We start from the raw sequence: 21,837 nt of genomic DNA on the forward strand, positions 1-21,837 counted from the left end.
CGCAATCAGGTCCGCACCGCATAAGCAGGCCGAAAATCCGGCCGGAATGGCCTGATTTACCCTTGCGTAAGGGGGGTAGGCGCTCTCGTTCCGCGAATTTACGGCCTTTTATCCATTCTACTCTAGGTTTCCGGATCGGGCGCGGGGGCTGGCTGTTCCCCGGCGCTACGGTTTTAGAAAAGTGGATGGGGGGTCCAGATGGGATCGTTGAGGCGCCGGTCACCGGTATCGCTGAAATTTCCGACCTTTCGATTTCGCGCCAAGATCATGCTCGGCTTTACGGTCGTGCTCGCCATCTCGGCCGTCAGCATGGGTCTCGCCTATCTCGGATTTGAGAATGTCTCCACGGGTGTCGCCTCCTACCACAACAGCGTGTCGGAAGCCGATCTGGCGCGCAATATCGATCGCGAGCTGAACTCTTATCGGGCGCTGGCGCGATATTTTGTGGTGACTGGAAAGGAAGACGACGCCAAGGCGGCATTGGCGGCCGAGCGCAGCCTGAAAGACGCCATCGATCAATCGATGAAGAACACCACAAATCCGGCGCGCCTCAACCAGATTACGCGCCTGGCCCGGGAATTTCACGCCTTCACCAAGATCTTTGCCGATATCGTCAAAGTCAAGAACGAGAGCGCGCTGCTGACGCAAAACCAGTTGGCCCGCGACAGCAATACGCTGCGCTACAAGCTTGACGATCTCGCCAGCTCAGCGGTCGATGCAGAGCTTCCGGCAATCGAACTCGGCGCCAAGCAGGTGGCCGCGCAATTCCAGTCAGCGATAGCGCTCGCCAATACGTTCGTGATCAATCCCGACATGACAGTTGCGACTAGCGCGCTGGCGCGTCTCAAATTCGTTGAAAATTCGCTGAAGGCGATTTCATCGACCGATGAGAAAATCGTGCAGGGCCTCACGGAGATTTCCGCGCTGTTGGACGATTACCGGCAGACGTTGGGCAAGTTGATCGACAACGCGAAGTCGATCGGCGAGTTGACGACCGAGATCACTGAATCCGCCGACGAGATCATGAAGGGCTCGGAAGCGATGAAGAAGGACCTGCTTGCCGATCAGCAGCGGCTCGCGTCGGAGTCCAATGCGATCATTGGCGACACCGAACGGTTGGTGGTGATGTTGGCCTTCGGCGGCTTCCTGCTGGGCGGCACGCTGGCGGTATTGCTGGGCAGGGGCATCTCCCGGCCGATGACGGCGATGTGCAAGGCGATGCGCGAGCTCGCCGGCGGCAATTTCGATGTCGTGCTGCCGGGGCTTGGCCGCAAGGATGAGCTTGGCGAAATGGCTGGCGCGGTCGAAGAGTTCAAGCTGCAGGCGGTTGCCAAGGCGGAGCGCGATGCGGCGACGCAGGACGCCCAGAACAAGGCCAGCAGTGCGGCGCGCCGCGACGAGCTGATTCGCTTCGCGGATGATTTTGAGACAGCAGTGGGCGCCATCGTCTCCAATGTTTCGGCTTCGGCGGTTCAGCTCGAAGAGGCTGCCGGCACGCTGACGCGCACCGCCGAGACCACGCAGAGCCTGTCGAATCAGGTTTCCGGCACCTCCACGGAAGCCTCCAACAATATGCAGTCGGTGGCGTCCGCGACGGAAGAGTTGTCGGCATCGGTCGACGAAATCGGAAGACGCGTCAGCGAATCCAGCCAGATCGCCGAAGCGGCGGTGCTGCAGGCGCAGCAAACCGATGAGCGGATCGGCAAATTGTCACGCGCGGCGCAGGAGATCGGCGACGTCGTCAAGCTGATCACCGCGATTGCCGAGCAGACCAATCTCCTGGCACTGAATGCGACCATCGAGGCCGCCCGTGCTGGCGATGCCGGCCGCGGCTTCGCCGTCGTCGCCTCCGAGGTCAAGTCGCTGGCGAGCCAGACCGCGAAGGCGACCGACGAGATATCGTCGCACATTCTGGGCATGCAGGGCGCGACGCAGGAATCGGTTGCCGCCATCAAGGAGATCGGCGGCACCATCGCGCAGATTTCGAATATCGCCGCGACGATTTCGAGTGCGGTCGAACAGCAGAGTTCAGCGACGCAGGAAATCGCACAGAGCGTTCAAAATGTCGCCCGGGGTACGCAGGAGGCTGCGGACAACATCATGCAGGTCAATCGCGGCGCGACGGAAACCGGATCGGCGTCGGAGAATGTGCTGAGCTCGGCGCGAAATTTGTCGACCGAAAGCACGCGGTTGCGTGAAGAGCTCGATCGCTTCATGGCGAATATCCGCGCGGCTTGAGCCTTATCGGTTCGCTCTCATCGTCCCGGCCTTCACCGGGACGATCTCTGCAAAAGGCATTGGGTAGGTGGGCTTTTGGTAAGAGGGCCTGGCGCCCTCTTACTCATTCCCCGGATTGAAATCATCGCCCGGCGTTACCGGAGCGGCCAGGCCTTCAGGGCGCGGGCCGTGCGGCCGGCGGCGGCGGCGCGGCGGGAAACGTTCGCCGCCATTGCCGCCCTCGAACCCGCCGGGGCCGCCATTGATCTGCGGCTGCGGTCCGGTGATGAACGACGGCAGGCGATCGACGCTGACATTGTCGGCGATAACCGGCTGCGGCTGGGGCTGCGGCGGTTGAAACTGCGGCTGCGGACGATGTTCGCGATGATTGTTGTGTTCGCGGGGCTGATGCTGCTCGCGGGGCTGGTAGGGTTGCCCTTCGCGCTGGTGGTTGCCATTGTTATTGTTGCCGTTGTTGTCGCGCGGCACGAACGGCTGCTGCTGCACCGGAACGAAACCGGGCTCCTGGCCGAAATTCGAAAAGCTCTCGCTCTCGTCGTCGCTGTCTTCCGAGGCCATTTCGTTCTCGGTGCGCGGCTGCGGCTGGTTCTGGCGGAACTGCTCCTGCGCGGCAGCGATCAGGCGGAAATAATGCTCGGCATGCTGATAGTAATTCTCGGCGGCGACCGGGTCGCCGGAGGAACGTGCGTCACGCGCCAGCTGGACGTATTTTTCGGCGACGTGGGATGCGGTACCGCGGATCTTGATGTCGGGTCCGTTGGACTCGAACACCCGGGTCATCGGGTTCTGGCCGCGCCGGTTGTTGTTATTGTTATTATTGTTGTTGTTATTGTTATTCCGGTTACGCATCCGCTTGTTGTTATTCTGACCGTTTCTCATGTCGTGCCTTTATTCCAGCCCTGAAGTTGTCAGCCTTGAGAAGTTACTAGTCTAGCTTTGGCAGTGGTCTTGAATTGGTGGCGCTACGGTTTCTTTGGCCCAATCGGGCCGCGCGCATCACGCGCACCGAATCGCTGTGCCGTGTCAATTTCACATCAATTTTGCCGTACGTCGCGGTCAACAAAGACGCGTTCCCCAACAGCCCGGCGTATGCCCCCGGCCGTATCAAATCATTCCGCCTGCCAAAACAAGCACAGGTTTCTTGCGTGAGTTTTCAAGCGCAATATCAGGCTTTCGTTCGCTTTGCGGTCAAAAGCTGCGCAGCTCTTAAAGCCATCGCGCTCAATTGGACCTGCGTTTTGGAACCTTTCACTCGGGGCGGGCTCTCGCTTTGAGAACTCTGGCCTCCACCCGATATCCCTACTGGGTATCTACGGGGCCAGCAAACCCTGGACCGATGTTGTGGGCGGAACGTAGTCGCTCCCGGGGGATATTCCAAGTGGTTTTTTTGCCCTCCAATCGGGCATTATGGGGGCATTTTCCGGGCTGCCACGGCCCGGCGGATACCGGCCAGATCGGCCTTGGCGGGCCGCTCCTGCGTTAACCCTGCCGCCGCCATTAATTCCCCGATATCCCCGCTTTGGTCGTGGCCCGCTTCCACCACGAGAACGCCGCCAGCGAGCAGGCGTTCCGCGGCTTGCGGAATCAGCTTGCGATAGGCGTCGAGACCGTCTGCGCCGCCATCGAGCGCAAGCAGCGGGTCGTGATCCCTGACCTCGGTGGCGAGACCGGCGATCTCGGCTGAACGGATATAGGGCGGGTTCGACACCACCAGATCGAAGCCATCCGACAGCGCTGCCGCATAGTCGCAGGCGACGAAGGCCGCGCGTGAGGCAAAACCCAGACGGACCGTATTACCGTTCGCGGTTTGCAGCGCCGCCGCGCTGATATCGGTGCCGACCCCATAGGCGTCTGACAGTTCCGACAACAGTGCCAGCAGGATCGCGCCCGAGCCGGTACCGAGATCGGCGATGCGTAACGGGCGTTTTGCAGAGGATGCAGTACCCATCATTTCCAGCGCCATCTCGACCACCGTTTCAGTGTCGGGCCGCGGCACCAGCGTCGCGGCGGTGAGCTGCAACGGCAGTCCCCAGAACTCTCTCGTTTCAAGAATGCGCGCGACCGGTTCGCCGGCGAGACGCCGCCGGGCGAATTCCTCAAGACGCGTCGCTTGATCCGGTGTGACCGGCCGCGCGGCCGCGGCGATCAACCCGGTCAGATCGAGGCTCAGCGCCGCGCCAACCAGAATCCGCGCGTCGAGTTCGGGAGAGTCTATCGCGCCGGATATGAATCGCGCGGTGAGCTTGCGCCGGGCAGCCTCGACGGTCTGTCCGGCGAAGATTTCGTTCACGCCGCGGCGCCTTGGGCGGCGAGTTGCGCGGCCTGATGCTCCGTGGTCAGCGCATCGATCAATTCGCCGAGCGCTTCGCCCGCGATCACCTGCGGCAATTTATAGAGCGTCAAATTGATGCGATGATCGGTGACGCGTCCCTGCGGAAAATTATAGGTGCGAATCCGCTCGGAGCGGTCGCCGGAACCGACCTTCTCGCGGCGATCCGCCGAGCGTGCCGCATCGATGCGCTGGCGTTCGGCGTCGTAGATGCGCGAACGCAGGATGTTCATCGCCGAGGCGCGGTTCTTATGCTGCGAGCGGCTGTCCTGCATCATCACCACGATGCCGGTCGGAATATGGGTGATGCGGATCGCGGATTCGGTCTTGTTGACGTGCTGGCCGCCGGCGCCCTGTGCGCGCATGGTCTCGATCCGCAGATCGTCGCTCTTGATGTCGACATCGACTTCCTCGACCTCCGGCAGTACCGCGACCGTTGCCGCCGAAGTGTGGATGCGGCCCTGCGTTTCCGTGTCGGGCACGCGCTGCACCCGGTGCGCGCCGGATTCGAATTTCAGCTTGGCGAAGGCGCCGCGGCCTTTTACCTCGGCGATGATTTCCTTGTAGCCGCCCATGGTGCCTTCGCTGGCGGAGATCACCTCGACCTTCCAGCCCTGCAGTGCGGCGAAGCGCTCATACATCCGGAACAAATCGCCGGCGAACAGCGACGCCTCGTCGCCGCCGGTGCCGGCGCGGATTTCGAGCACCACGTTGCGGTCGTCCATCGCATCTTTCGGCAACAGCGCGACGCGGATTTGCTGCGCGAGTTCGAGGCTGCGCGCCTCCAGGGTTTCGCGCTCGGCTTCCGCCATGCCGCGCATCTCGGGCTCGGTCGTGGGGTCGGCAATCAAAGCATCGATGCCGGCGATCTCTTCATTGGCGGCGCGGTAGGCTTTGACAGCATCGATCAGCGGATTGAGTTCGGCGAGCTCGCGCGTGATCTTGACGTAGTTCTCGGAATTGAGCTGTCCCAGTACCTGCGCCTCGAGCGAGGCATGGTGCGCCAGCAGAATATCCAGTTTGGCTTCGGGGAGTATCGACATGGTCAGGTCTCGAAAGGCGTAAAATCCAAAAGGGCTGATATAGCGGGCACAGCCTCGCTACCAAGAGCCTCGCTACAACGACAGCCCTTCGGCCTCGGCGAAGGCTGTCAACTTGTCGCGGATGGACACGCTGCCGGACGGCGCGTCGAGCAGCGATGTCATCACCGCTTCGGCTTTTTTGGCGTCGAGGTCGAGGATCATCGCCTTGACCGGGCCGTGGCCGGTGGCTGAGAGCGACAGCGAGCGGTAGCCCAGCGCGATCAACGCCAGCGCGCCGATCGGCTTTGAAGCCATCTCGCCGCACAGCGAAGCGGATTTCTTCGCGGCGTTGGCCTTTTGCACGATCTCGCGCAGCACCCGCAGGATCGGTGTCGACATGGTGTCGAAGCGCTCGGACACCTTGGCGTTGCCGCGATCGACCGCGAACAGGAACTGAAACAGGTCGTTGGATCCGACCGAGACGAAGTCGACCTTCTTGAAGAGTTCGTCGAGCTGGTAGAGCAGCGCGGGGACTTCCACCATGGTGCCGACATCGATGCGTTCGGGCAGCGGATGGCCGTGCTGGCGCAGATAGGTCAGTTCACGCTCGACGATTCCCTTGGCGGCGTCGAATTCGGCGACTTCGGTAATCATCGGGAACATGATGCGCAGTGCGCGCCCGCCGCCGGCCCGCAGCAGCGCGCGAATCTGGCCGCGCAACAGGCCCGGCCGGTCAAGCCCGAGCCGGATCGCGCGCCAGCCGAGCGCGGGATTCTCCTCGACCACCGTCTCCATATAGGGCAGCGCCTTGTCGCCGCCGATATCGAGCGTGCGGAAGGTCACGGGCTTGGTGCCGGCGGCATCGAGCACGGTGCGATACAGCGCCAGTTGATCGCTGGTGCGCGGCAGGCTTTGGCCGACCATGAATTGCAGTTCGGTTCGAAACAGGCCGATGCCGGCGCTGCCGGTGTCGTCGATATGCGGCAGGTCGATCGCCAAACCAGCATTGATCATCAATTCGACCGGCTGGCCGTCCTTGGTGATGCAGGGCTTGTCGCGCAGCGCCGAATATTGCGCCTGTCGCCGCGCGCGAAACCGCACCCGCTCCGCATAGGCCTGTTCGATTTCAGAAGACGGCCGGACATAGATCGAGCCCGACGTGCCGTCGACGATGATGGCGTCGCCGGGGTCGGCCAGACCCGCCGCGTTCGGTATTTCGCCGACCGCGGGAATGCCGAGCGCGCGCGCCACGATCGAGACGTGGGAATTGGCGGTGCCTTCCTCCAGCACCAACCCGCGCAGGCGCTTGCGATCATAATCAAGAAGCGCCGCGGGCCCCATCGCACGCGCGATCAGGATGGCATTGTCGGGCAATTGCTCGCGCGACGGTGCGTGATCCTGTCCGACCAATTGGCGCATCAGCCGATGGCCGAGGTCTTCGAGGTCGTGCAGGCGGTCGCGCAAATAGGGATCGGTCGAGCGCAGCATGCGCGCGCGGGTGTCGGATTGCACGCGTTCGACCGCGGCCTCCGCGGTAAGGCCGGTGGCGACCGCCTCGTGCAGCTTGTGCGACCAGCCATGGTCGTTGGCGAACATGCGGTAGGCTTCCAGCACGTCGCGGTGCTCGCCGCCCTCGGCGACATCGCCGCGCTCCAGCATGCGGTCGAGGTCGGCCCGCAATTTCGTCAAAGCCGTATCGAGCCGCTTGATTTCCTTGGGCAGATCTTCGGCAATGTAATTGGTGATGACGACGCGCGGTTCGTGCAGCACGACATGGCCGAGCGCGATACCGTCGGACAGCACCGCGCCGACCTTGTGCAGGGAATGCCGCGCGGCGGGTTCGGCGCCGGGCTGCGCCAGCGCCGACAATTCGCCCGACGCGATCATTTCCGCGAGCACCATCGCGGTGGTCTGCAGCGCCTCGACCTCTTCCTCGACGTAAGTGCGCTTGGCGCGGTTCTGCACCACCAGCACGCCGAGCGTATTGCCGGCGCGCAGGATGGGAACGCCGAGGAACGAATGATAGATTTCTTCGCCGGTCTCCGGCCGGAATGAGAACGCCGGGTGGCTTTGCGCGTCGTTCAGATTGAGCGGGGTCGCCTCGCTGGCTACCAGGCCGACCAGGCCTTCATGCGCGCTCAGGACGGTCCTGTGCACCGCGTCGCGGTTGAGGCCTTCGGTGGCGTAGAGTTCGAGCGTGTTATCGACGCGCAGCACATAGGTCGAGCAGACCTCCGCCACCATGTTGGCGGCGATCAGCACCACGATCTTGTCCAGCCGTTCCTGGGCAGAGACTTGCTCCGCCATGGTTTCGCGGAGCCGTCTTAGCAAGACGCGGGGGCCTCCCGACGCGCTCCGCATGTGTTAAAATCCTCCCCCGCGAGGCCAGCACACCGGGTGGCCGGTAGCTGGCATTAAGCTCACAAAAAACAACAATTTTATTCATTCGGCACCGCCGCAAGCCCTGGATACCGGCCGAATCGGGATTGCCAAAACTGTGGCACAGTTTGCGGCAGCTCACCCATCAGGCCGTATAGCGAATTGAGGCTTGTTTTGCCAAGCAAAACGCCTGCCACATGCCCGCCATCCCATGCTGCGACTGCTAAGCGCACGATCCGCCAAATATCCGCCAAAGCGTCGATGTTTTGGCGATCAGATCATGCGCAAAACAGAATGTTTTTGGAGCAAAATTCTTTGCGAGCGTTTTTGGGAGAATCCAAGCCGGCTGTTGGTATGGGGCGGCTGGCGGTTCGTATGGGAAAACGCAACCGGGATGAGCGGTTCTGATTCGATCAGAACCGGTCGCCGTCAGGTCTGGTCGAGCCCGTAGAGCGTGTGCAGGGTGCGTACCGCCAGTTCGGTATAGGCAGTGTCGATCAGCACCGAAAACTTGATTTCGGAGGTGGTGATCGCGCGGATGTTGATATTGCGCGCGGCGAGGGCGGAAAATGCCTTGGCGGCGACGCCGGCATGGCTGCGCATGCCGCTGCCGATCACCGATACTTTTGCGACGTCAGTAGCGCTGTCCAGCCGTTTGTAGCCGATCGTGGCCTGGGCTGCGGTAATGGTATCGCGGGCGCGGGTATAGTCCGAGGCCGGGACGGTAAAGGTCAGGTCGGTTGTGGCGCCGTCCTCCGATACGTTCTGCACGATCATGTCGACATTGATGTTGGCGTCCGCCAGCGGGCCGAAGATCGAGGCGGCGACGCCTGGCTTGTCCGAGATCTGGCGGACGGAAATCTGGGCCTCGTCCTTGGAAAAGGCGATCCCGGTGACGACGTGGCTTTCCATGATTTCCTCCTCGCTGCAGATCAGCGTGCCCGGCGGCTGCTTGGCATGCGGGTCGATATCTTCGGGCTTGTCGAAACTGGAACGGACGAAGATCGGCATGTTGTGCACCATGCCGAGTTCCACCGAACGGACCTGCAGAACCTTGGCGCCCTGCGAGGCCAGTTCCAGCATGTCTTCGAAGGCGATACGGTCCAGCCGGCGTGCCTTGGGAACCACGCGCGGGTCGGTGGTATAGACGCCGTCGACGTCAGTATAGATATCGCAGCGGTCGGCGTGAATCGCGGCCGCAATCGCCACCGCCGAGGTATCGGAACCGCCGCGCCCGAGCGTGGTGATTCGCTGGGTCTGTGGATTGATGCCCTGGAAGCCGGCGATCACGGCGACTTCCTTGCGGTCCTTGAAGCGGTTGATCAGCTCAGTGCCGTCGATATCGAGAATCCGCGCCGAGGCATGGGCGTCGCTGGTCTTGATCGGAAGCTGCCAGCCCTGCCAAGAGCGGGCCTGGATGCCGATCGCCTGTAGCGCAATTGCCAATAGCCCGGCGGTGACCTGTTCGCCCGAGGCAACCACCGCGTCATATTCGCGCGCGTCGTGCATCGGGGAGGCGTCGCGGCACCATTCCACCAGTTCGTTGGTCTTGCCGGCCATCGCGGACACCACGACGGCGACGTCATGACCGGCATCGACCTCGCGCTTCACATGGCGCGCGACGTTGCGGATGCGGTCGATATTGGCGACGGAGGTGCCGCCGAATTTCATCACGAGGCGGCCCATGACGACAGGTGCATTCCTTTGCGAGGATAGGTAAATGGTACCCGCGCGCAAAACCGGGAGCGCGCGGGCCAAAAGGCGCGTATACATAGCGGCGCGGTTGGGGGCAAGCAACCCGGTTTGGGCCATTTCCGCGAGGGCGCGGGGCCACCCGTGTCGGGTAATTAAGGCGGAATGTATGGGGCGCTATATCGACGATATCCTGCAGCCCGGCGAGAAGGTGCTGTATTCGACCAATGCGCACTGGATATTCTATTGGCCGGCGATCGCGGCGTGGCTCGCAGCGATTGTGTTCCTGGTTATATCGCGCATGGTCGATACCGGCACGCCGGCGCTGTTCTGTCTGGCGGTAGCCACCGTCGCGGCGGTTGTCGCGCTGTACAAGATGATGGCCGCCTGGTTCCACCGCTGGACCACCGAGACCGACGTCACCAATCTGCGGGTCGTGCACAAGACCGGCTTCATCAAGCGCCGCACCTTTGAGATGAGCCTTGACAAGGTCGAGAGCGTTGACGTCAACCAGAGTATCCTCGGCCGCATCCTCAATTACGGTAATGTGACGATTCTCGGCGTCGGCGAGGGCAAGGAAACCATCACGACCATCGCTTCGCCGCTTGAATTCCGCAATTTCATCACCGCGCGATAGGAGCGGCGCGCATCCCATGACCATGCAGCAAGATTCTCCCGCCAATTTCTCCGCAGCTTCGGCCTCGACGGTCGATCCCGCCGAGATCGCAAAATTCTCAAAGCTGTCGGAGACCTGGTGGGACCCGAACGGCAAGATGGCGCCGCTGCACAAGATCAATCCGCTGCGGCTGACCTATATTCGTGACGCCGCCTGCCGCAAGTTCGAGCGCAACCTCAAAAGCCTCAATTGCCTGTCCGGCCTGCGCATCCTCGATATCGGCTGCGGCGCCGGCCTATTGTGCGAGCCGTTTACCCGGCTCGGCGCGCAGCTGATCGGCGTCGATCCGTCCCCCAGCAATATCGCGGCCGCCCGGCTGCATGCCGACAAGGGCCATCTGTCGATCGATTACCGCTGCACCACGGTCGAGGAGATGGACGTGCGCGAGCGCTTTGACATCGTGCTGGCGATGGAAGTGGTCGAGCATGTCAGCGATGTCGGCATGTTCCTCAATCGCTGCGCGGCGATGCTCAAGCCCGGCGGGCTGATGGTAATCTCGACGCTGAACCGCAACTGGAAGAGCTTTGCGCTCGCCATCGTCGGCGCCGAATATGTCCTGCGCTGGCTGCCGCGCGGCACCCATCAATGGGACAAATTCGTCACCCCCGACGAACTCGCGCGGCATCTGGAAGACAACAAGCTCGCCATCACCGAACAGGCCGGCGTGGTCTACAGCCCGTTCGCCGACAAATGGAGCATCTCGTCCGACATGGACGTAAACTACATGGTGGTCGCGGAGGGGGCGTGATAGCCAACTCTCGTCGTCCCTGCGAACGCAGGGACGACGACTGGCTGGAGCCGTATGCAATCCTGACGGTTGACCGCATCATTCGCCCGCTTCACGGTGGCCGCGTTTCTCATCTGGCCAACTGAATCTCCCCATGTTCACCACCGTCTCGCTCTGGATTCCCTTCACGATCATTGCCGCGCTGGGGCAGGCGACGCGCAATGCGATGCAGCGGCAATTGACGAAACCGCTCGGCACCTGGGGCGCCACCAATATCCGCTTCCTGTTCGGCTTTCCGTTCTCGATCGTGTTCTTCGTGGTGCTGCTGATCGCGACCGGCGATCCCCTGCCGTGGCCGACAGCGATATTCTGGCCGTGGCTTTTGCTCGGCGCGCTCTGCCAGATCATCGCCACTGGATTGATGCTGCTTGCGATGAACGATCATTCGTTCGTGGTGACCACGGCCTATATAAAGACCGAGGCGATCCAGACCGCGATCTTCGGCTTTGTCTTCTTGGGCGATCATCTCACGGTGCTGAAAGTGGTTGCGATTCTGGTCGCGACATCTGGTGTGATCGTCACCGCGGTGCGGCCGGGCGGCGAGAAAAATTTCACGGATATCAAGCCGACCATATTGGGCCTTGTCGCCGCCGCGACATTTGCTTTGTCGGCGATCGGCTTCCGCGGCGCGATCCTCACGCTATCTGGCGTGTCGTTCGTGACGTCAGCGACCTACACGCTGGTGTTCGGGCTGTTCGTGCAGACACTGATCCTGACAATCTATCTGCTGGTGCGCGCGCCCGGCATCCTCAAGGCGATCTTGGGGCTGTGGCGGCCTTCGATGCTTGCCGGCTTCATGGGCGCATTCGCCTCGCAGTTCTGGTTCCTGGCCTTCGCACTGACCGCGGCGGCCAATGTGCGCACGCTGGCGCTGGTCGAGGTGCTGTTCGCACAGGGGATCGCGTATTATTCGTTCAAGCAACCGCTGTCGGCCCGCGAGGTTGCCGGCATCGCGCTGATCGTGATTGGCGTGGCGCTGTTGGTGGCGGCGTAATCTGCAGTCATTCCAGGTTCGATGCTTCGCATCGCCCCGGAATGACGCCAAACCTCAATTCCGGTCGTCGGGCAATACCGGCAGCGGCGACACCTCGACGCCTTCCTCGATCAGGGAACGGGCCTCCTCCGGCGACGCTTCGCCGTAGATCGGGCGATGTTCGATATCGCCGTAATGCATCTTGCGGGCTTCGTTCGGGAAGCGCTCGCCGACATTGTCGGCGTTCTTGACAATATGGTCGCGCAATTCCTTGAGCTTGGCGCGCAGCTCGCGCTCCTGCGCCATCATCAGGGGCGTCGATGCGGGCGATGTGGCGTCGGTGGTGGGAGCCGCGGCAACAGGCGCCTGAACCGGAACGTCGCGGCCCTTCTTGCTTACGATCTGCGGGGCCATGATGGCGCGCTCGACCTTGGCCGAGCCGCAGACGGGACAATTCACCAGCTTGCGTTTTTCCTGGGTTTCGTAGGCGGACGAGCTTTGAAACCAGCTTTCGAACGCATGGTCGCGTTCGCAGCGTAGATTGTACCGGATCATGCCGATCCCCGCACCAGGTGCAGATGATCGGGGCCGGATTTGGGATCGGTGACGCTAAAGCGCCGTCCATGCTGCAGCGACGGCACAGTTTTACGCGCGACTTCAACCCTTGAGGGATCGATTTTGGCCAGGAAGACGCCTGGTTCGACGCCGCCCTCCGCAAGGATCTCGCCCCAGGGCGCAATGATCAGCGAATGACCGAAAGTTTCGCGCTTGTTCTCGTGCAGGCCGGCCTGCGCCGCGGCAAAAATGAAGCAGCCGTTTTCGATGGCGCGGGCGCGCAGCAGCGTGTGCCAATGCGCTTCGCCGGTTTTGCGGGTGAAGGCGGAGGGCACCGCGATGAACGACGCGCCGCTTTCGGCGAGCGCGCGGTACAGCGCCGGGAAGCGGACGTCGTAGCATATCGTTAGCCCGATCCGGCCCCACGGCAGGTCGGTGATCACGGCGGTTTCGCCCGGCTGATAATTGGCCGATTCGCGGTAGCTCTCACCGCCCGGCAAATCGATGTCGAACATGTGGATCTTGTCGTAGCTCGCGATCACCAGGCCATCCGGCCCGATCAGGAACGAACGGTTGACCGCCCGCTCCGGCGAGGCGCGCAGCGCCAATGAGCCGACATGAAGATGGATTTTCAGCTCAGCCGCGAGCGCGCGATAGGCTTTCAGCGAAAGATCGTCCTCCTCGGCGGCGAGATGCTCGAACAGCGCGGTGCGATTAAGCTGCATCATGTTGCTGACCTCGGGGGTCTGCACATAATCGGCGCCCTGCGCTGCCGCCTCGCGGATCAGCTTCACGCCCTGCTCAAGGCTTGCTTCCGGCAACAGCCCGGTGCGCATCTGCACCATGGCGGCGGTGAAGGAGAGGTCAGCGCTCATGACGTGGCCTTTTCGTCCGCCAGCAACGCATCGAGCTTGCCCGCGCGGTCGAGCGCATAGAGTTCGTCGCAGCCGCCCACATGGAGTTTGCCGATGAAAATCTGCGGGAAAGTCGAACCGGCGCCGGCGCGATCCCACATCTCTTGCCGAAGCGCCGGGTCGGTCGCGACGTCGAATTCGGTGAATGCGGCCTTCTTGCGCGTCAGCAATGACTTGGCGGCGCTGCAATAGCCGCAGCCCGGACGGGTGTAGATTTCGATCGCAGCGGTCATGGGGGCGCTCTGTTGGCTAAGAATGCCAGATTATATGGGTTATTTATAGGTATCTACAACCCGGGCGAACACCAGCACGTCGACGGACGCGGCTTTGGCGCGCAGCAAGGCCCGCGCGCAGGCGTCGACGGTAGCCCCGGAGGTTAAGACATCGTCGATCAGGACCACGCGGCGGCCGCGAATCAGATCCTGCCGGTCGGCGGCGACCTTGAAGGCGCCCTGCACATTGCTGGCACGCTCCTTTCGCGACAGGCCGATCTGTTGCTGGGTCGGCCGCACGCGCCGCAGCGCTTCGGAACTCATTTTAACGCCGGTCTGCCGCTCGATCACCCGCGCCAGCGCGCCGGACTGATTATACCGCCGGCTCCAGCCGCGCTTCCAGTGCAGCGGCACCGGAACCAGCACGTCCGCCTCCGCCAATAGTTCGCGTCCGGCGCGGGCCATCCAGCGGCCCATCGCGGGCGCCAGATCGGTGCGGTCCTGGTATTTCAGCGCGTGCACCAGCGTGCGCGCCACGTCGTCATAGCGCACCGCGGCGCGGGCGCGCGCATAGGCCGGCGGATTGGCAATCGCCTCCATCGACAGCATGTCCGGGCCGGGATCGTAGACAAAGGGAATGCCGAGCCGCGGACAAAACGGTGGCGCGATGAACGACAATTTGGCCCAGCACGCCGCGCAAACGCCGTCGCCATCGACGGGCTCGCGGCAGGCCACGCACAATGTCGGCAGCGCAATGTCGAGCGCAAGCCGCGCGGTATGCTTCCACGCGCCATGGGCCATGCGAAACGCGCCGCGCAGATGCGTGGTGATGGAACGGGATGATGAGGTTTCGGCGTCCATGGGGAGAGGCTAGCGCCGGGGCGCGGGGGGCTCAAGCCGGTATTACCGATTTCGTCGCGTCGCGCTTGAACGGCTTCTCGACACCGGGCGCGCGGTTGTCAAGAACGGGTCGCGAGCTTACCAAAGCACGATGAAGAACCCGACCACCGCCCCCATCCTGTTCGACCGCGCTCTGCTGCGTGCGCGGCAGGATCGTGCGTTGCGCATCGAGCCTGCGACGTTCCTGTTCGACCGCGTCGCCGAAGACATGGACGAACGCTTGCATGCGGTGCTGCGTGAGTTTGCCGACGCGGCGGATATCTGGTCCCCCGGTGAGCTTTTGCGAAAGCCGTTGCGGGATCGCTTCAAATCCGTCGCGCAGATCCATCCGGATTCATCCGGGCAGGAAATTCTCGGCCTGCAGCCGAATTCGCTCGACCTCGTCGTCTCCGCGCTGGCGTTCCAATTTGTCAACGATCTGCCCGGCGTATTCGCGCAAATTCGCCGGGCGTTGCGGCCCGACGGGTTGTTGCTGGCGGCGATGATCGGTGGCGATACGCTGAGCGAGTTGCGGCAATCCTTTGCGGCGGCGGAGGCCGAATGCGAAGGCGGGGTGTCGCCGCGGGTCGCGCCGTTCGCCGATCTACGCGATGTCGGTGCGCTGTTGCAGCGCGCGGGCTTTGCGCTGCCGGTGACCGACGTTGATCGCGTCGTGGTGCGCTATGACAGTGCGTTTGCGCTGATGCAGGATTTGCGAAGGATGGGCGCAACCAATGTTCTGGTCGAGCGGCGGCGGACACCGAGCCGCCGGGCCACGCTGTTGCGGATGGCGCAGATTTACGGCGAACGCTTTGCCGATGCGGACGGACGGATCCGTGCGACGTTCGACGTGATCTGGCTGTCAGGCTGGGCGCCGCATGAGAGCCAGCAGAAGCCGCTGCAGCCGGGATCGGCGAAGATGGGGTTGGCGGAGGCGGTGAGGGGCGTGAAGCGCTGACCTCTCGTCCTCATGGTGAGGAGGCGCACTTGCGCCGTCTCGAACCATGAGATCGCATTATAGCCCATCCTTCGAGACGCGCGCGAGAGCGCGCTCCTCAGGATGAGGACCGTCGCGGTCCCCTCACATCAACAGATCGATCAAATGCGGGATCAGCGGAATATCCGCCGGCGGCATCGGATAGTCGCGCAGTTTGTTGGCGCGGACCCAGGCGAGGGTTTGGCCCTCGCGTGCGGTCACATTGCCTTCCCAGCGCCGGCAGATATAAAGCGGCATCAGCAGATGAAAATCATCGTAGGCATGGCTCGCGAAGGTCAGCGGCGCGAGGCAGGCTTCCTTCACGGTGATGCCGATCTCTTCCTGCAATTCGCGGATCAGCGTCTGTTCCGGCCGCTCGCCCGGCTCGAGCTTGCCGCCGGGAAATTCCCACAACCCGGCCAGCGCTTTGCCGGGCGGCCGCTGCGCGATCAATATGCGCTTGTCGGCGTCAACCAGCGCGCAGGCGACGACGAGGGTGAGTTTGATGGCTGCCATGCGCTGTCTAACCCGAGATGTCGTTCACGACCGGTAGTCGCCGTTGATCGCGACATATTCCTTGGTGAGGTCGCAGGTCAGCACGCGGTCGCGGCCCTTGCCGAGGCCGAGCGCGACCTTGATCTGGATTTTCGGGTTTTTCATCGCGGCCGAAACTTCCGCCTCGTCATAGGACGGATCGCGCGCGCCGCGGCTGGCGACGCGGATGCCGTTGAACGAGATCGCAAGCTTGTCGCGGTCGGCGGGCTCGCCGGCCTTGCCGACTGCCATCACCACGCGGCCCCAATTGGCGTCCTCGCCGGCGATCGCGGTCTTCACCAGCGGTGAATTCGCGATCGACATCGCGATCCGGCGCGCCGAGGCTTTCGAGGTGGCGCCCTCGACGATGATCTCGACCAGCTTGCGCGCGCCTTCGCCGTCGCGCGCGACCTGTTCGGCCAAATCGGCGAGCACGGCATGGAAGGCTTTTGTAAATGCCTTCAGGCGGGGGTCGCTGGCGCGGCTGATTTTCGGCGCGCCGTGTTCGGCCGCAGCCCCGGTCGCGAAGGCTAATAGCGTGTCGGATGTCGAGGTGTCGCCATCGATGGTCACGGCATTGAAAGTGTCTTCGACGCCGCCCTTGAGCAGCGCCTGCAGCGCGCCGGCCGCGATCGGCGCATCGGTGAATACGAAGGCCAGCATCGTGGCCATGTCGGGCGCGATCATGCCGGCGCCCTTGGCCATGCCGTTGATCGTGACTTTAGCTTTGCCGAGTTTCACGGTGGCGGTTGCGACTTTCGGAAAGGTGTCGGTGGTCATGATCGCCTTGGCCGCGTTCATCCACTCGCCCGGCACGGCCTGCTCCGCCAGGGTGCCGAGCACGCCGTCGAATTTGGTGGCGTCGAGCGGTTCGCCGATCACGCCGGTCGAGGCCAGAAATATTTCCGCGGGGCTGCAGCCGAGCGCCTTGGCTGCAATCGTCGCGGTCAGTGCGGTGGACTGCCGTCCGGTCTTGCCGGTGAAGGCATTGGCGTTGCCGGAATTTACCACCAGGGCGCGGGCCGTTCCCGCTTTGGATGATTTTGCCTTGGAGGAAGATTTACCTGCACCGAGTTTGGCGCGGCACCATTCCACCGGCGCGGAGGGGCATTTCGACCGGGTAAAGACGCCGGCGACGCTGGTTCCCTTGTCCATCACCGCGAGCAGCACATCGGTGCGGCCCTTGTAGCGGATGCCCGCGGCCGCGGTCGCAAGCTTGACACCCGCAAGCGTGGGCATTTCGGGGACGTTGGTCGGGGCGAGTGGAGAGACGGCTGATGACATGAATAAATTCCGAAACGGTGGGATCAAGTAGATCGTCATGGCCGGCTAAAGCGCGAGGCGCGCTTTAGTGCTGGGGTATTCCGGCCACTGACGTCTTGGATCCCACGAAACAGGACCTGATACGGCAATGGCCGGGACATTCAGCCCGGCCATTGCTTGTAGATACTATTGGCGTCGAAGAAGTGACAGCAGTTTCTTACTTCTTTGCGGGCGCCATCTTGGCGTCGGCGGGCTTCATCGCGTCCGGCTTCGCCGCTTCGGCGGGCTGGTCCAGGCGCTCGACCTTGGCGGTCTCGCGCAGCTTGGCGACGTAGTCGGCCTGCGCCTTGCGGGTCACATAGGTCTCGATCTGAGCCTTGACCTGTTCGAAGTCGGGCGCCTTGCGGTTGCGCTTTTCCTCGACCTTGATGATGTGCCAGCCGAACTGCGACTTCACCGGGTCGGAGATCTTGCCCGGCTCCAGCGCAAAGGCGACGGTCGAGAATTCCGGCACCATCTGGTCCTTGGTGAAGAAGCCGAGATCGCCGCCATCAGATGCGCCGGGATCCTTGGATTTCTTCTTGGCCAGTTCGGCGAAGTCGGCGCCCTTCTTGAGTTCCTCCTCGATGGCCTTGGCCTCGGCCTCGGTCTCGACCAGGATATGGCGGGCATGAACTTCCTGCTCGCCGCTGATCTGCTTGGAAGCGTCCTCATAGACCTTCTTCATGGCTTCATCGGTGGTCGCGGCCTTGCCTTCGACCGACAGCAGATTGTCCATCAGAAGCCGGCTGCGGGTGAAGGCGAGACGGGCCTTGAAGTCGTCGCGGTCCTCGATCTTCTTGGCTTCGGCGGCCTTGGCGACGATTTTCATGTCGATCAGGAACGCCAGCACGTTTTCCTTCTTGGTGGCGGGGTCCATCTGCGCGAGGCTCGGCCCAAGCTCTTCTTCGGCGAGCGCGACGTCGCTTTGGCGGATTTCGGCGCCGTTTACCTTGGCGAGCACGGGGTTGGCGTCTTCTGCACGGACCGGGAGGCCGGCGAGCAGGACGATCGCGAGACAGCCGGTGGCGGCGCCGGCGAGGCGGGCACGGAGGCCGAATTTCGCGTCAGATGACGAAGAGGTCATGGAAAATCCTTATCTTGAAAGTCGTGGGGCGATCCGGGGCACTAGGGCTGTTCGGGGCGGCGGGACACTCGCCCAATCACGGCACCTTGGCAACGCGAAAAGTCTGTCAAAATGATGAAATCCTTGACAGGTTAGCGCCGTTGACAAGGCTGTGGGCCAGCCATATCTCTGCCCAGCCGGGGCAATGGCGATGGCGCTTATTTCGCTGCGTTTTTGGCCGTTGAACCTTGGATTGCTGAATTCCCACTCATTTGGCGGATGCTCCCGGTTCGGGACCGACCCGCGATGCGTCACGATGAGTTGATAGGCAACCTGGTGGACCATTTCACGGCTGCAACGCCGAACCGCAAAAGCAGGAATTTGGCATGATCGGCGCGCTCGCCCGCAAGTTTTTCGGCTCCCCCAATGACCGGCGGATCAGGGGATACCAGTCCCGTGTCGACGCCATCAACGCGCTTGAGCCGGAGATCGCGGCCCTCTCGGACGAGGCGCTGAAGGCGCGTACCGGTGAATTCCGGCAGGCCCTGGCCGGCGGCAAGACCCTCGACGAGCTTCTGGTGCCGGCCTTCGCCACCGTCCGCGAGGCGGCCAAGCGCGCCCTCGGCCAGCGGCATTTCGACGTGCAGTTGATCGGCGGCATGGTGCTGCATGAAGGCGACATCGCCGAGATGAAGACCGGCGAAGGCAAGACGCTGGTCGCGACGCTCGCGGTTTACCTCAACGCGCTGGCCGGCAAGGGCGTTCATGTCGTCACCGTCAACGACTACCTCGCCCGGCGCGACTCCGAATGGATGGGGCAGGTCTACGGGTTCCTCGGCCTGACCACCGGCGTCATCGTCCATGGTCTCGACGATTCCGAACGCAAGGAAGCCTATTCGCGTGACATCACCTACGGCACCAATAACGAATACGGTTTCGATTATCTGCGCGACAACATGAAGTACCGGCTCGAGGACATGGTCCAGCGCAGCCACTACTTCGCCATCGTCGACGAAGTCGATTCGATCCTGATCGACGAGGCGCGGACGCCGCTGATCATCTCCGGTCCGCTCGACGACCGTTCGGAATTCTACAACACCATCGACACGTTCTTTCCCAAGCTCGACAAGACCGACTACGACGTCGACGAGAAGCAGCGCACCGTAACGCTGACCGAAGCCGGCATGGAAAAGATCGAAACGCTGCTGCGCGACGCCGGCCAGCTCAAGGGCGATTCGCTCTACGACGTCGAGAACGTCTCGGTCGTTCATCACATCAATCAGGCGCTGCGCGCGCATTCGCTGTTCACGCGCGACAAGGACTACATCGTTCGCGACGATGAGGTCATCATCATCGACGAGTTCACCGGCCGCATGATGCAGGGCCGCCGCTATTCCGAAGGCCTGCACCAGGCGCTCGAAGCTAAGGAGCACGTGCAGGTCCAGCCGGAAAACCAGACGCTGGCCTCGATCACGTTCCAGAACTATTTCCGGATGTACGAAAAGCTCGCCGGCATGACCGGTACCGCGCTGACCGAAGCCGACGAATTGTTCGACATCTACAAGCTCGAGGTCGTGGAAATCCCGACCAACGTGCCGGTGGCGCGCCTTGACGAAGACGATGAGGTCTATCGCACCCAGGACGAAAAGCACGCCGCGATCATGGCCGAGGTCGAGCGCGCCAATGCACGGCTGCAGCCGGTGCTGGTCGGCACCGCGTCGATCGAGAAGTCCGAATTGCTCGCCGAATATCTCAAGAAGCACGGCTACAAGCAGATCGATTTCGGCAATGAAAACGCGATGCAGAAGCTTTACGCCGCGGCCCGTGCCGGCAAGCCGGCGAAGCTGTTCGCGGTTTTGAACGCCCGCTTCCACGAGCAGGAAGCCTACATCGTCGCCGAGGCCGGCGTGCCCGGCGCGATCACGATCGCGACCAACATGGCCGGCCGCGGTACCGACATCAAGCTCGGCGGCTCGCTCGAAATGCGGATCATGCACGAGACGGCCGGCATCACCGACGAGGCCGAGAAAGCCGCGAAGATCGAGCAGATCAAGGCCGACGTTGAACGCTTCCGCGACATCGTGCTGAAGGCCGAAGACGTGGTCGAGATCGAGCCCGCCAAGGGATCGAAGCCGGCCAAGACCGTGACCAAGCCGGGCGGCCTCTACATCATGGGCTCCGAGCGTCACGAATCGCGGCGCATCGATAATCAGTTGCGTGGCCGCTCCGGCCGCCAGGGCGATCCCGGGCGCTCGAAATTCTTCCTGTCGCTGGAAGACGATCTGATGCGGATCTTCGGGTCCGACCGGCTCGACAGCATGCTGACGCGACTCGGCCTCAAGGAAGGCGAGGCGATCATCCATCCCTGGATCAACAAGGCGCTGGAAAAGGCGCAGCAGAAGGTCGAAGCCCGCAACTTCGACATCCGCAAGAATCTGTTGAAATTCGACAACGTCCAGAACGACCAGCGCAAGGTGATCTTCGACCAGCGCGTCGACCTGATGAAGGACGAGAGCGTCGCCGAAACCGTCGCCGACATGCGCCGCGCCTTTGTCGAGGACGTCGTCACCAAGCACGTGCCCGAGCATGCCTATGCTGAGCAATGGGACGTCGCCGGGCTCAAGGAAGAGTTGAAGCGCGTGCTCGACATCGATCTGCCGGTCGACGAATGGGCCAAGGAAGAAGGCATCGCCGACGAGGAGTTGCTGTCACGTATCGAACAGCGCGTCGATGAGCACATGGCGGCCAAGGTGGCGCAATGGGGCCCCGAGGTGATGCGCTACGTCGAGAAGACGATCCTGCTGCAGACGCTGGATCATCTGTGGCGCGAGCATCTGGTGATGCTCGATCATCTGCGTCAGGTGATCGGCCTGCGCGGTTACGGCCAGCGCGATCCGCTGCAGGAATACAAATCCGAGGCGTTCAGCCTGTTCGAAGCGATGATCGCGCATCTGCGCGAAGCGGTGACGGCGCAATTGATGCGCGTCGAAATCGTGCCGCCGGAAAACCAGCAGCCGGAATTGCCGGCCATGGAAGTGCACAAGCTCGATCCCAATACCGGTGAGGACGAGATGGCGTTCGCCAACGCCTCGCTGGTGCCTGCCGCCACCGCCAACCGCGATCCGAAAAACCAGGCAACCTGGGGCAAGGTCGGCCGCAACGAGGATTGCCCCTGCGGCTCCGGCAAGAAGTACAAGCACTGCCACGGTAAATACGCGTGAGGGCGATCGCCCTCGCGCTGACGTCCGTCAAACCTTCCCCTGTTAAGTAATCGGGGCTTCATCCTTCGAGACGCATCGCTTT

General features: G+C 62.7%; 18 protein-coding genes. 6 read left to right on the forward strand and 12 right to left on the reverse strand.

All coding sequences use genetic code 11. From position 1 onward, the window contains the following. Positions 1–198 precede the first annotated feature (198 nt). Positions 199–2,238, forward strand: coding sequence for a HAMP domain-containing methyl-accepting chemotaxis protein (locus HB676_RS31745; RefSeq protein ID WP_213742443.1), 2,040 nt, complete (start codon positions 199–201; stop codon positions 2,236–2,238). Positions 2,239–2,337: 99 nt separating this feature from the next. Here HB676_RS31745 and HB676_RS31750 read toward each other — a convergent pair whose 3' ends face one another. From HB676_RS31750 to HB676_RS31770, 5 genes are all read right to left on the reverse strand, one after another. Then, positions 2,338–3,117 carry a DUF4167 domain-containing protein gene (locus HB676_RS31750; protein WP_213742444.1) on the reverse strand — a complete coding sequence of 260 codons (780 nt, stop codon included), beginning with the start codon at positions 3,115–3,117 and terminating at the stop codon, positions 2,338–2,340. A gap of 526 nt (positions 3,118–3,643) precedes the next feature. After that, on the reverse strand, positions 3,644–4,528 hold the full coding sequence (prmC, locus tag HB676_RS31755; protein WP_213742445.1) for a peptide chain release factor N(5)-glutamine methyltransferase: 885 nt from the start codon (positions 4,526–4,528) through the stop codon (positions 3,644–3,646). Then, positions 4,525–5,610 carry a peptide chain release factor 1 gene (gene prfA / locus HB676_RS31760; RefSeq protein WP_213742446.1) on the reverse strand — a complete coding sequence of 362 codons (1,086 nt, stop codon included), beginning with the start codon at positions 5,608–5,610 and terminating at the stop codon, positions 4,525–4,527. Before prfA ends, prmC begins: the two co-directional genes overlap by 4 nt. Positions 5,611–5,682: 72 nt before the next feature. Continuing rightward, entirely contained in the window at positions 5,683–7,950 is a 2,268-nt protein-coding gene (gene ptsP, locus HB676_RS31765; protein ID WP_213742447.1) for a phosphoenolpyruvate--protein phosphotransferase, read from the reverse strand. Between the two features lie 447 nt (positions 7,951–8,397). Next, positions 8,398–9,654, reverse strand: coding sequence for an aspartate kinase (locus HB676_RS31770; protein ID WP_213742448.1), 1,257 nt, complete (start codon positions 9,652–9,654; stop codon positions 8,398–8,400). 175 nt (positions 9,655–9,829) lie between these two features. Here HB676_RS31770 and HB676_RS31775 point away from each other — a divergent pair, with 175 nt between their 5' ends. The 3 genes from HB676_RS31775 to HB676_RS31785 all read left to right on the forward strand — a co-directional run bounded on the left by HB676_RS31775 (position 9,830) and on the right by HB676_RS31785 (position 12,117). Further along, a complete protein-coding gene (locus HB676_RS31775; protein ID WP_213742449.1) occupies positions 9,830–10,297 on the forward strand; it encodes a PH domain-containing protein in 468 nt (155 codons plus the stop codon). A gap of 16 nt (positions 10,298–10,313) precedes the next feature. Then, positions 10,314–11,084, forward strand: coding sequence for a bifunctional 2-polyprenyl-6-hydroxyphenol methylase/3-demethylubiquinol 3-O-methyltransferase UbiG (ubiG, locus tag HB676_RS31780; RefSeq protein ID WP_213742450.1), 771 nt, complete (start codon positions 10,314–10,316; stop codon positions 11,082–11,084). Between the two features lie 133 nt (positions 11,085–11,217). Then, positions 11,218–12,117 carry a DMT family transporter gene (locus HB676_RS31785; RefSeq protein WP_213742451.1) on the forward strand — a complete coding sequence of 300 codons (900 nt, stop codon included), beginning with the start codon at positions 11,218–11,220 and terminating at the stop codon, positions 12,115–12,117. Positions 12,118–12,171: 54 nt separating this feature from the next. Here the strand turns inward: HB676_RS31785 and HB676_RS31790 are convergent, their stop codons facing one another. From HB676_RS31790 to HB676_RS31805, 4 genes are read right to left on the reverse strand one after another with little or no spacing between them, the layout of a single operon-like run. After that, on the reverse strand, positions 12,172–12,651 hold the full coding sequence (locus HB676_RS31790) for a DUF1178 family protein (RefSeq protein WP_213742452.1): 480 nt from the start codon (positions 12,649–12,651) through the stop codon (positions 12,172–12,174). Further along, positions 12,648–13,526 carry a carbon-nitrogen hydrolase family protein gene (locus HB676_RS31795; RefSeq protein ID WP_213742453.1) on the reverse strand — a complete coding sequence of 293 codons (879 nt, stop codon included), beginning with the start codon at positions 13,524–13,526 and terminating at the stop codon, positions 12,648–12,650. The genes HB676_RS31790 and HB676_RS31795 overlap by 4 nt, the downstream gene beginning before the upstream one ends. Continuing rightward, the gene (grxC, locus tag HB676_RS31800) at positions 13,523–13,798 is read right to left on the reverse strand and encodes a glutaredoxin 3 (protein ID WP_213742454.1); all 276 of its coding nucleotides are present in this window, start codon (positions 13,796–13,798) and stop codon (positions 13,523–13,525) included. Before grxC ends, HB676_RS31795 begins: the two co-directional genes overlap by 4 nt. A gap of 39 nt (positions 13,799–13,837) precedes the next feature. After that, entirely contained in the window at positions 13,838–14,638 is an 801-nt protein-coding gene (locus HB676_RS31805) for a ComF family protein (RefSeq protein WP_213742455.1), read from the reverse strand. Positions 14,639–14,768: 130 nt separating this feature from the next. On the opposite strand from HB676_RS31805, the gene HB676_RS31810 reads away from it, so the two are divergent. Then, entirely contained in the window at positions 14,769–15,614 is an 846-nt protein-coding gene (locus HB676_RS31810; RefSeq protein ID WP_213742456.1) for a methyltransferase domain-containing protein, read from the forward strand. Positions 15,615–15,737: 123 nt separating this feature from the next. Here HB676_RS31810 and mutT read toward each other — a convergent pair whose 3' ends face one another. The 3 genes from mutT to HB676_RS31825 form a co-directional block, all read right to left on the reverse strand. Then, positions 15,738–16,148, reverse strand: a complete 411-nt coding sequence (gene mutT, locus HB676_RS31815) for an 8-oxo-dGTP diphosphatase MutT (protein ID WP_213742457.1) — start codon at positions 16,146–16,148, stop codon at positions 15,738–15,740. Between the two features lie 24 nt (positions 16,149–16,172). After that, entirely contained in the window at positions 16,173–17,450 is a 1,278-nt protein-coding gene (gene argJ / locus HB676_RS31820) for a bifunctional glutamate N-acetyltransferase/amino-acid acetyltransferase ArgJ (RefSeq protein ID WP_213742458.1), read from the reverse strand. Positions 17,451–17,646: 196 nt separating this feature from the next. Beyond that, complete coding sequence (locus HB676_RS31825; RefSeq protein WP_213742459.1) at positions 17,647–18,555, reverse strand: peptidylprolyl isomerase; 909 nt, start codon at positions 18,553–18,555, stop codon at positions 17,647–17,649. 365 nt (positions 18,556–18,920) lie between these two features. Between HB676_RS31825 and secA the strand changes: the two genes are divergently transcribed. Beyond that, on the forward strand, positions 18,921–21,755 hold the full coding sequence (secA, locus tag HB676_RS31830; protein WP_213742460.1) for a preprotein translocase subunit SecA: 2,835 nt from the start codon (positions 18,921–18,923) through the stop codon (positions 21,753–21,755). Positions 21,756–21,837: the final 82 nt, after the last annotated feature.

Source organism: Bradyrhizobium sp. dw_411 (assembly GCF_018449695.1).
In the GTDB taxonomy this organism is placed as follows: Bacteria; Pseudomonadota; Alphaproteobacteria; order Rhizobiales; family Xanthobacteraceae; genus Bradyrhizobium.

Coding starts and splice junctions, on each gene's coding strand:
- ubiG (WP_213742450.1), top strand. CDS start 10,314: ATGACCATGCAGCAAGATTCTCCCGCCAATTTCTCCGCAGCTTCGGCC.
- argJ (WP_213742458.1), bottom strand. CDS start 17,450: ATGTCATCAGCCGTCTCTCCACTCGCCCCGACCAACGTCCCCGAAATG.
- secA (WP_213742460.1), top strand. CDS start 18,921: ATGATCGGCGCGCTCGCCCGCAAGTTTTTCGGCTCCCCCAATGACCGG.
- ptsP (WP_213742447.1), bottom strand. CDS start 7,950: ATGCGGAGCGCGTCGGGAGGCCCCCGCGTCTTGCTAAGACGGCTCCGC.
- HB676_RS31795 (WP_213742453.1), bottom strand. CDS start 13,526: ATGAGCGCTGACCTCTCCTTCACCGCCGCCATGGTGCAGATGCGCACC.
- mutT (WP_213742457.1), bottom strand. CDS start 16,148: ATGGCAGCCATCAAACTCACCCTCGTCGTCGCCTGCGCGCTGGTTGAC.
- HB676_RS31810 (WP_213742456.1), top strand. CDS start 14,769: ATGAAGAACCCGACCACCGCCCCCATCCTGTTCGACCGCGCTCTGCTG.
- HB676_RS31805 (WP_213742455.1), bottom strand. CDS start 14,638: ATGGACGCCGAAACCTCATCATCCCGTTCCATCACCACGCATCTGCGC.
- HB676_RS31785 (WP_213742451.1), top strand. CDS start 11,218: ATGTTCACCACCGTCTCGCTCTGGATTCCCTTCACGATCATTGCCGCG.
- HB676_RS31750 (WP_213742444.1), bottom strand. CDS start 3,117: ATGAGAAACGGTCAGAATAACAACAAGCGGATGCGTAACCGGAATAAC.
- HB676_RS31775 (WP_213742449.1), top strand. CDS start 9,830: ATGGGGCGCTATATCGACGATATCCTGCAGCCCGGCGAGAAGGTGCTG.
- HB676_RS31825 (WP_213742459.1), bottom strand. CDS start 18,555: ATGACCTCTTCGTCATCTGACGCGAAATTCGGCCTCCGTGCCCGCCTC.
- HB676_RS31745 (WP_213742443.1), top strand. CDS start 199: ATGGGATCGTTGAGGCGCCGGTCACCGGTATCGCTGAAATTTCCGACC.
- prfA (WP_213742446.1), bottom strand. CDS start 5,610: ATGTCGATACTCCCCGAAGCCAAACTGGATATTCTGCTGGCGCACCAT.
- HB676_RS31790 (WP_213742452.1), bottom strand. CDS start 12,651: ATGATCCGGTACAATCTACGCTGCGAACGCGACCATGCGTTCGAAAGC.
- grxC (WP_213742454.1), bottom strand. CDS start 13,798: ATGACCGCTGCGATCGAAATCTACACCCGTCCGGGCTGCGGCTATTGC.
- HB676_RS31770 (WP_213742448.1), bottom strand. CDS start 9,654: ATGGGCCGCCTCGTGATGAAATTCGGCGGCACCTCCGTCGCCAATATC.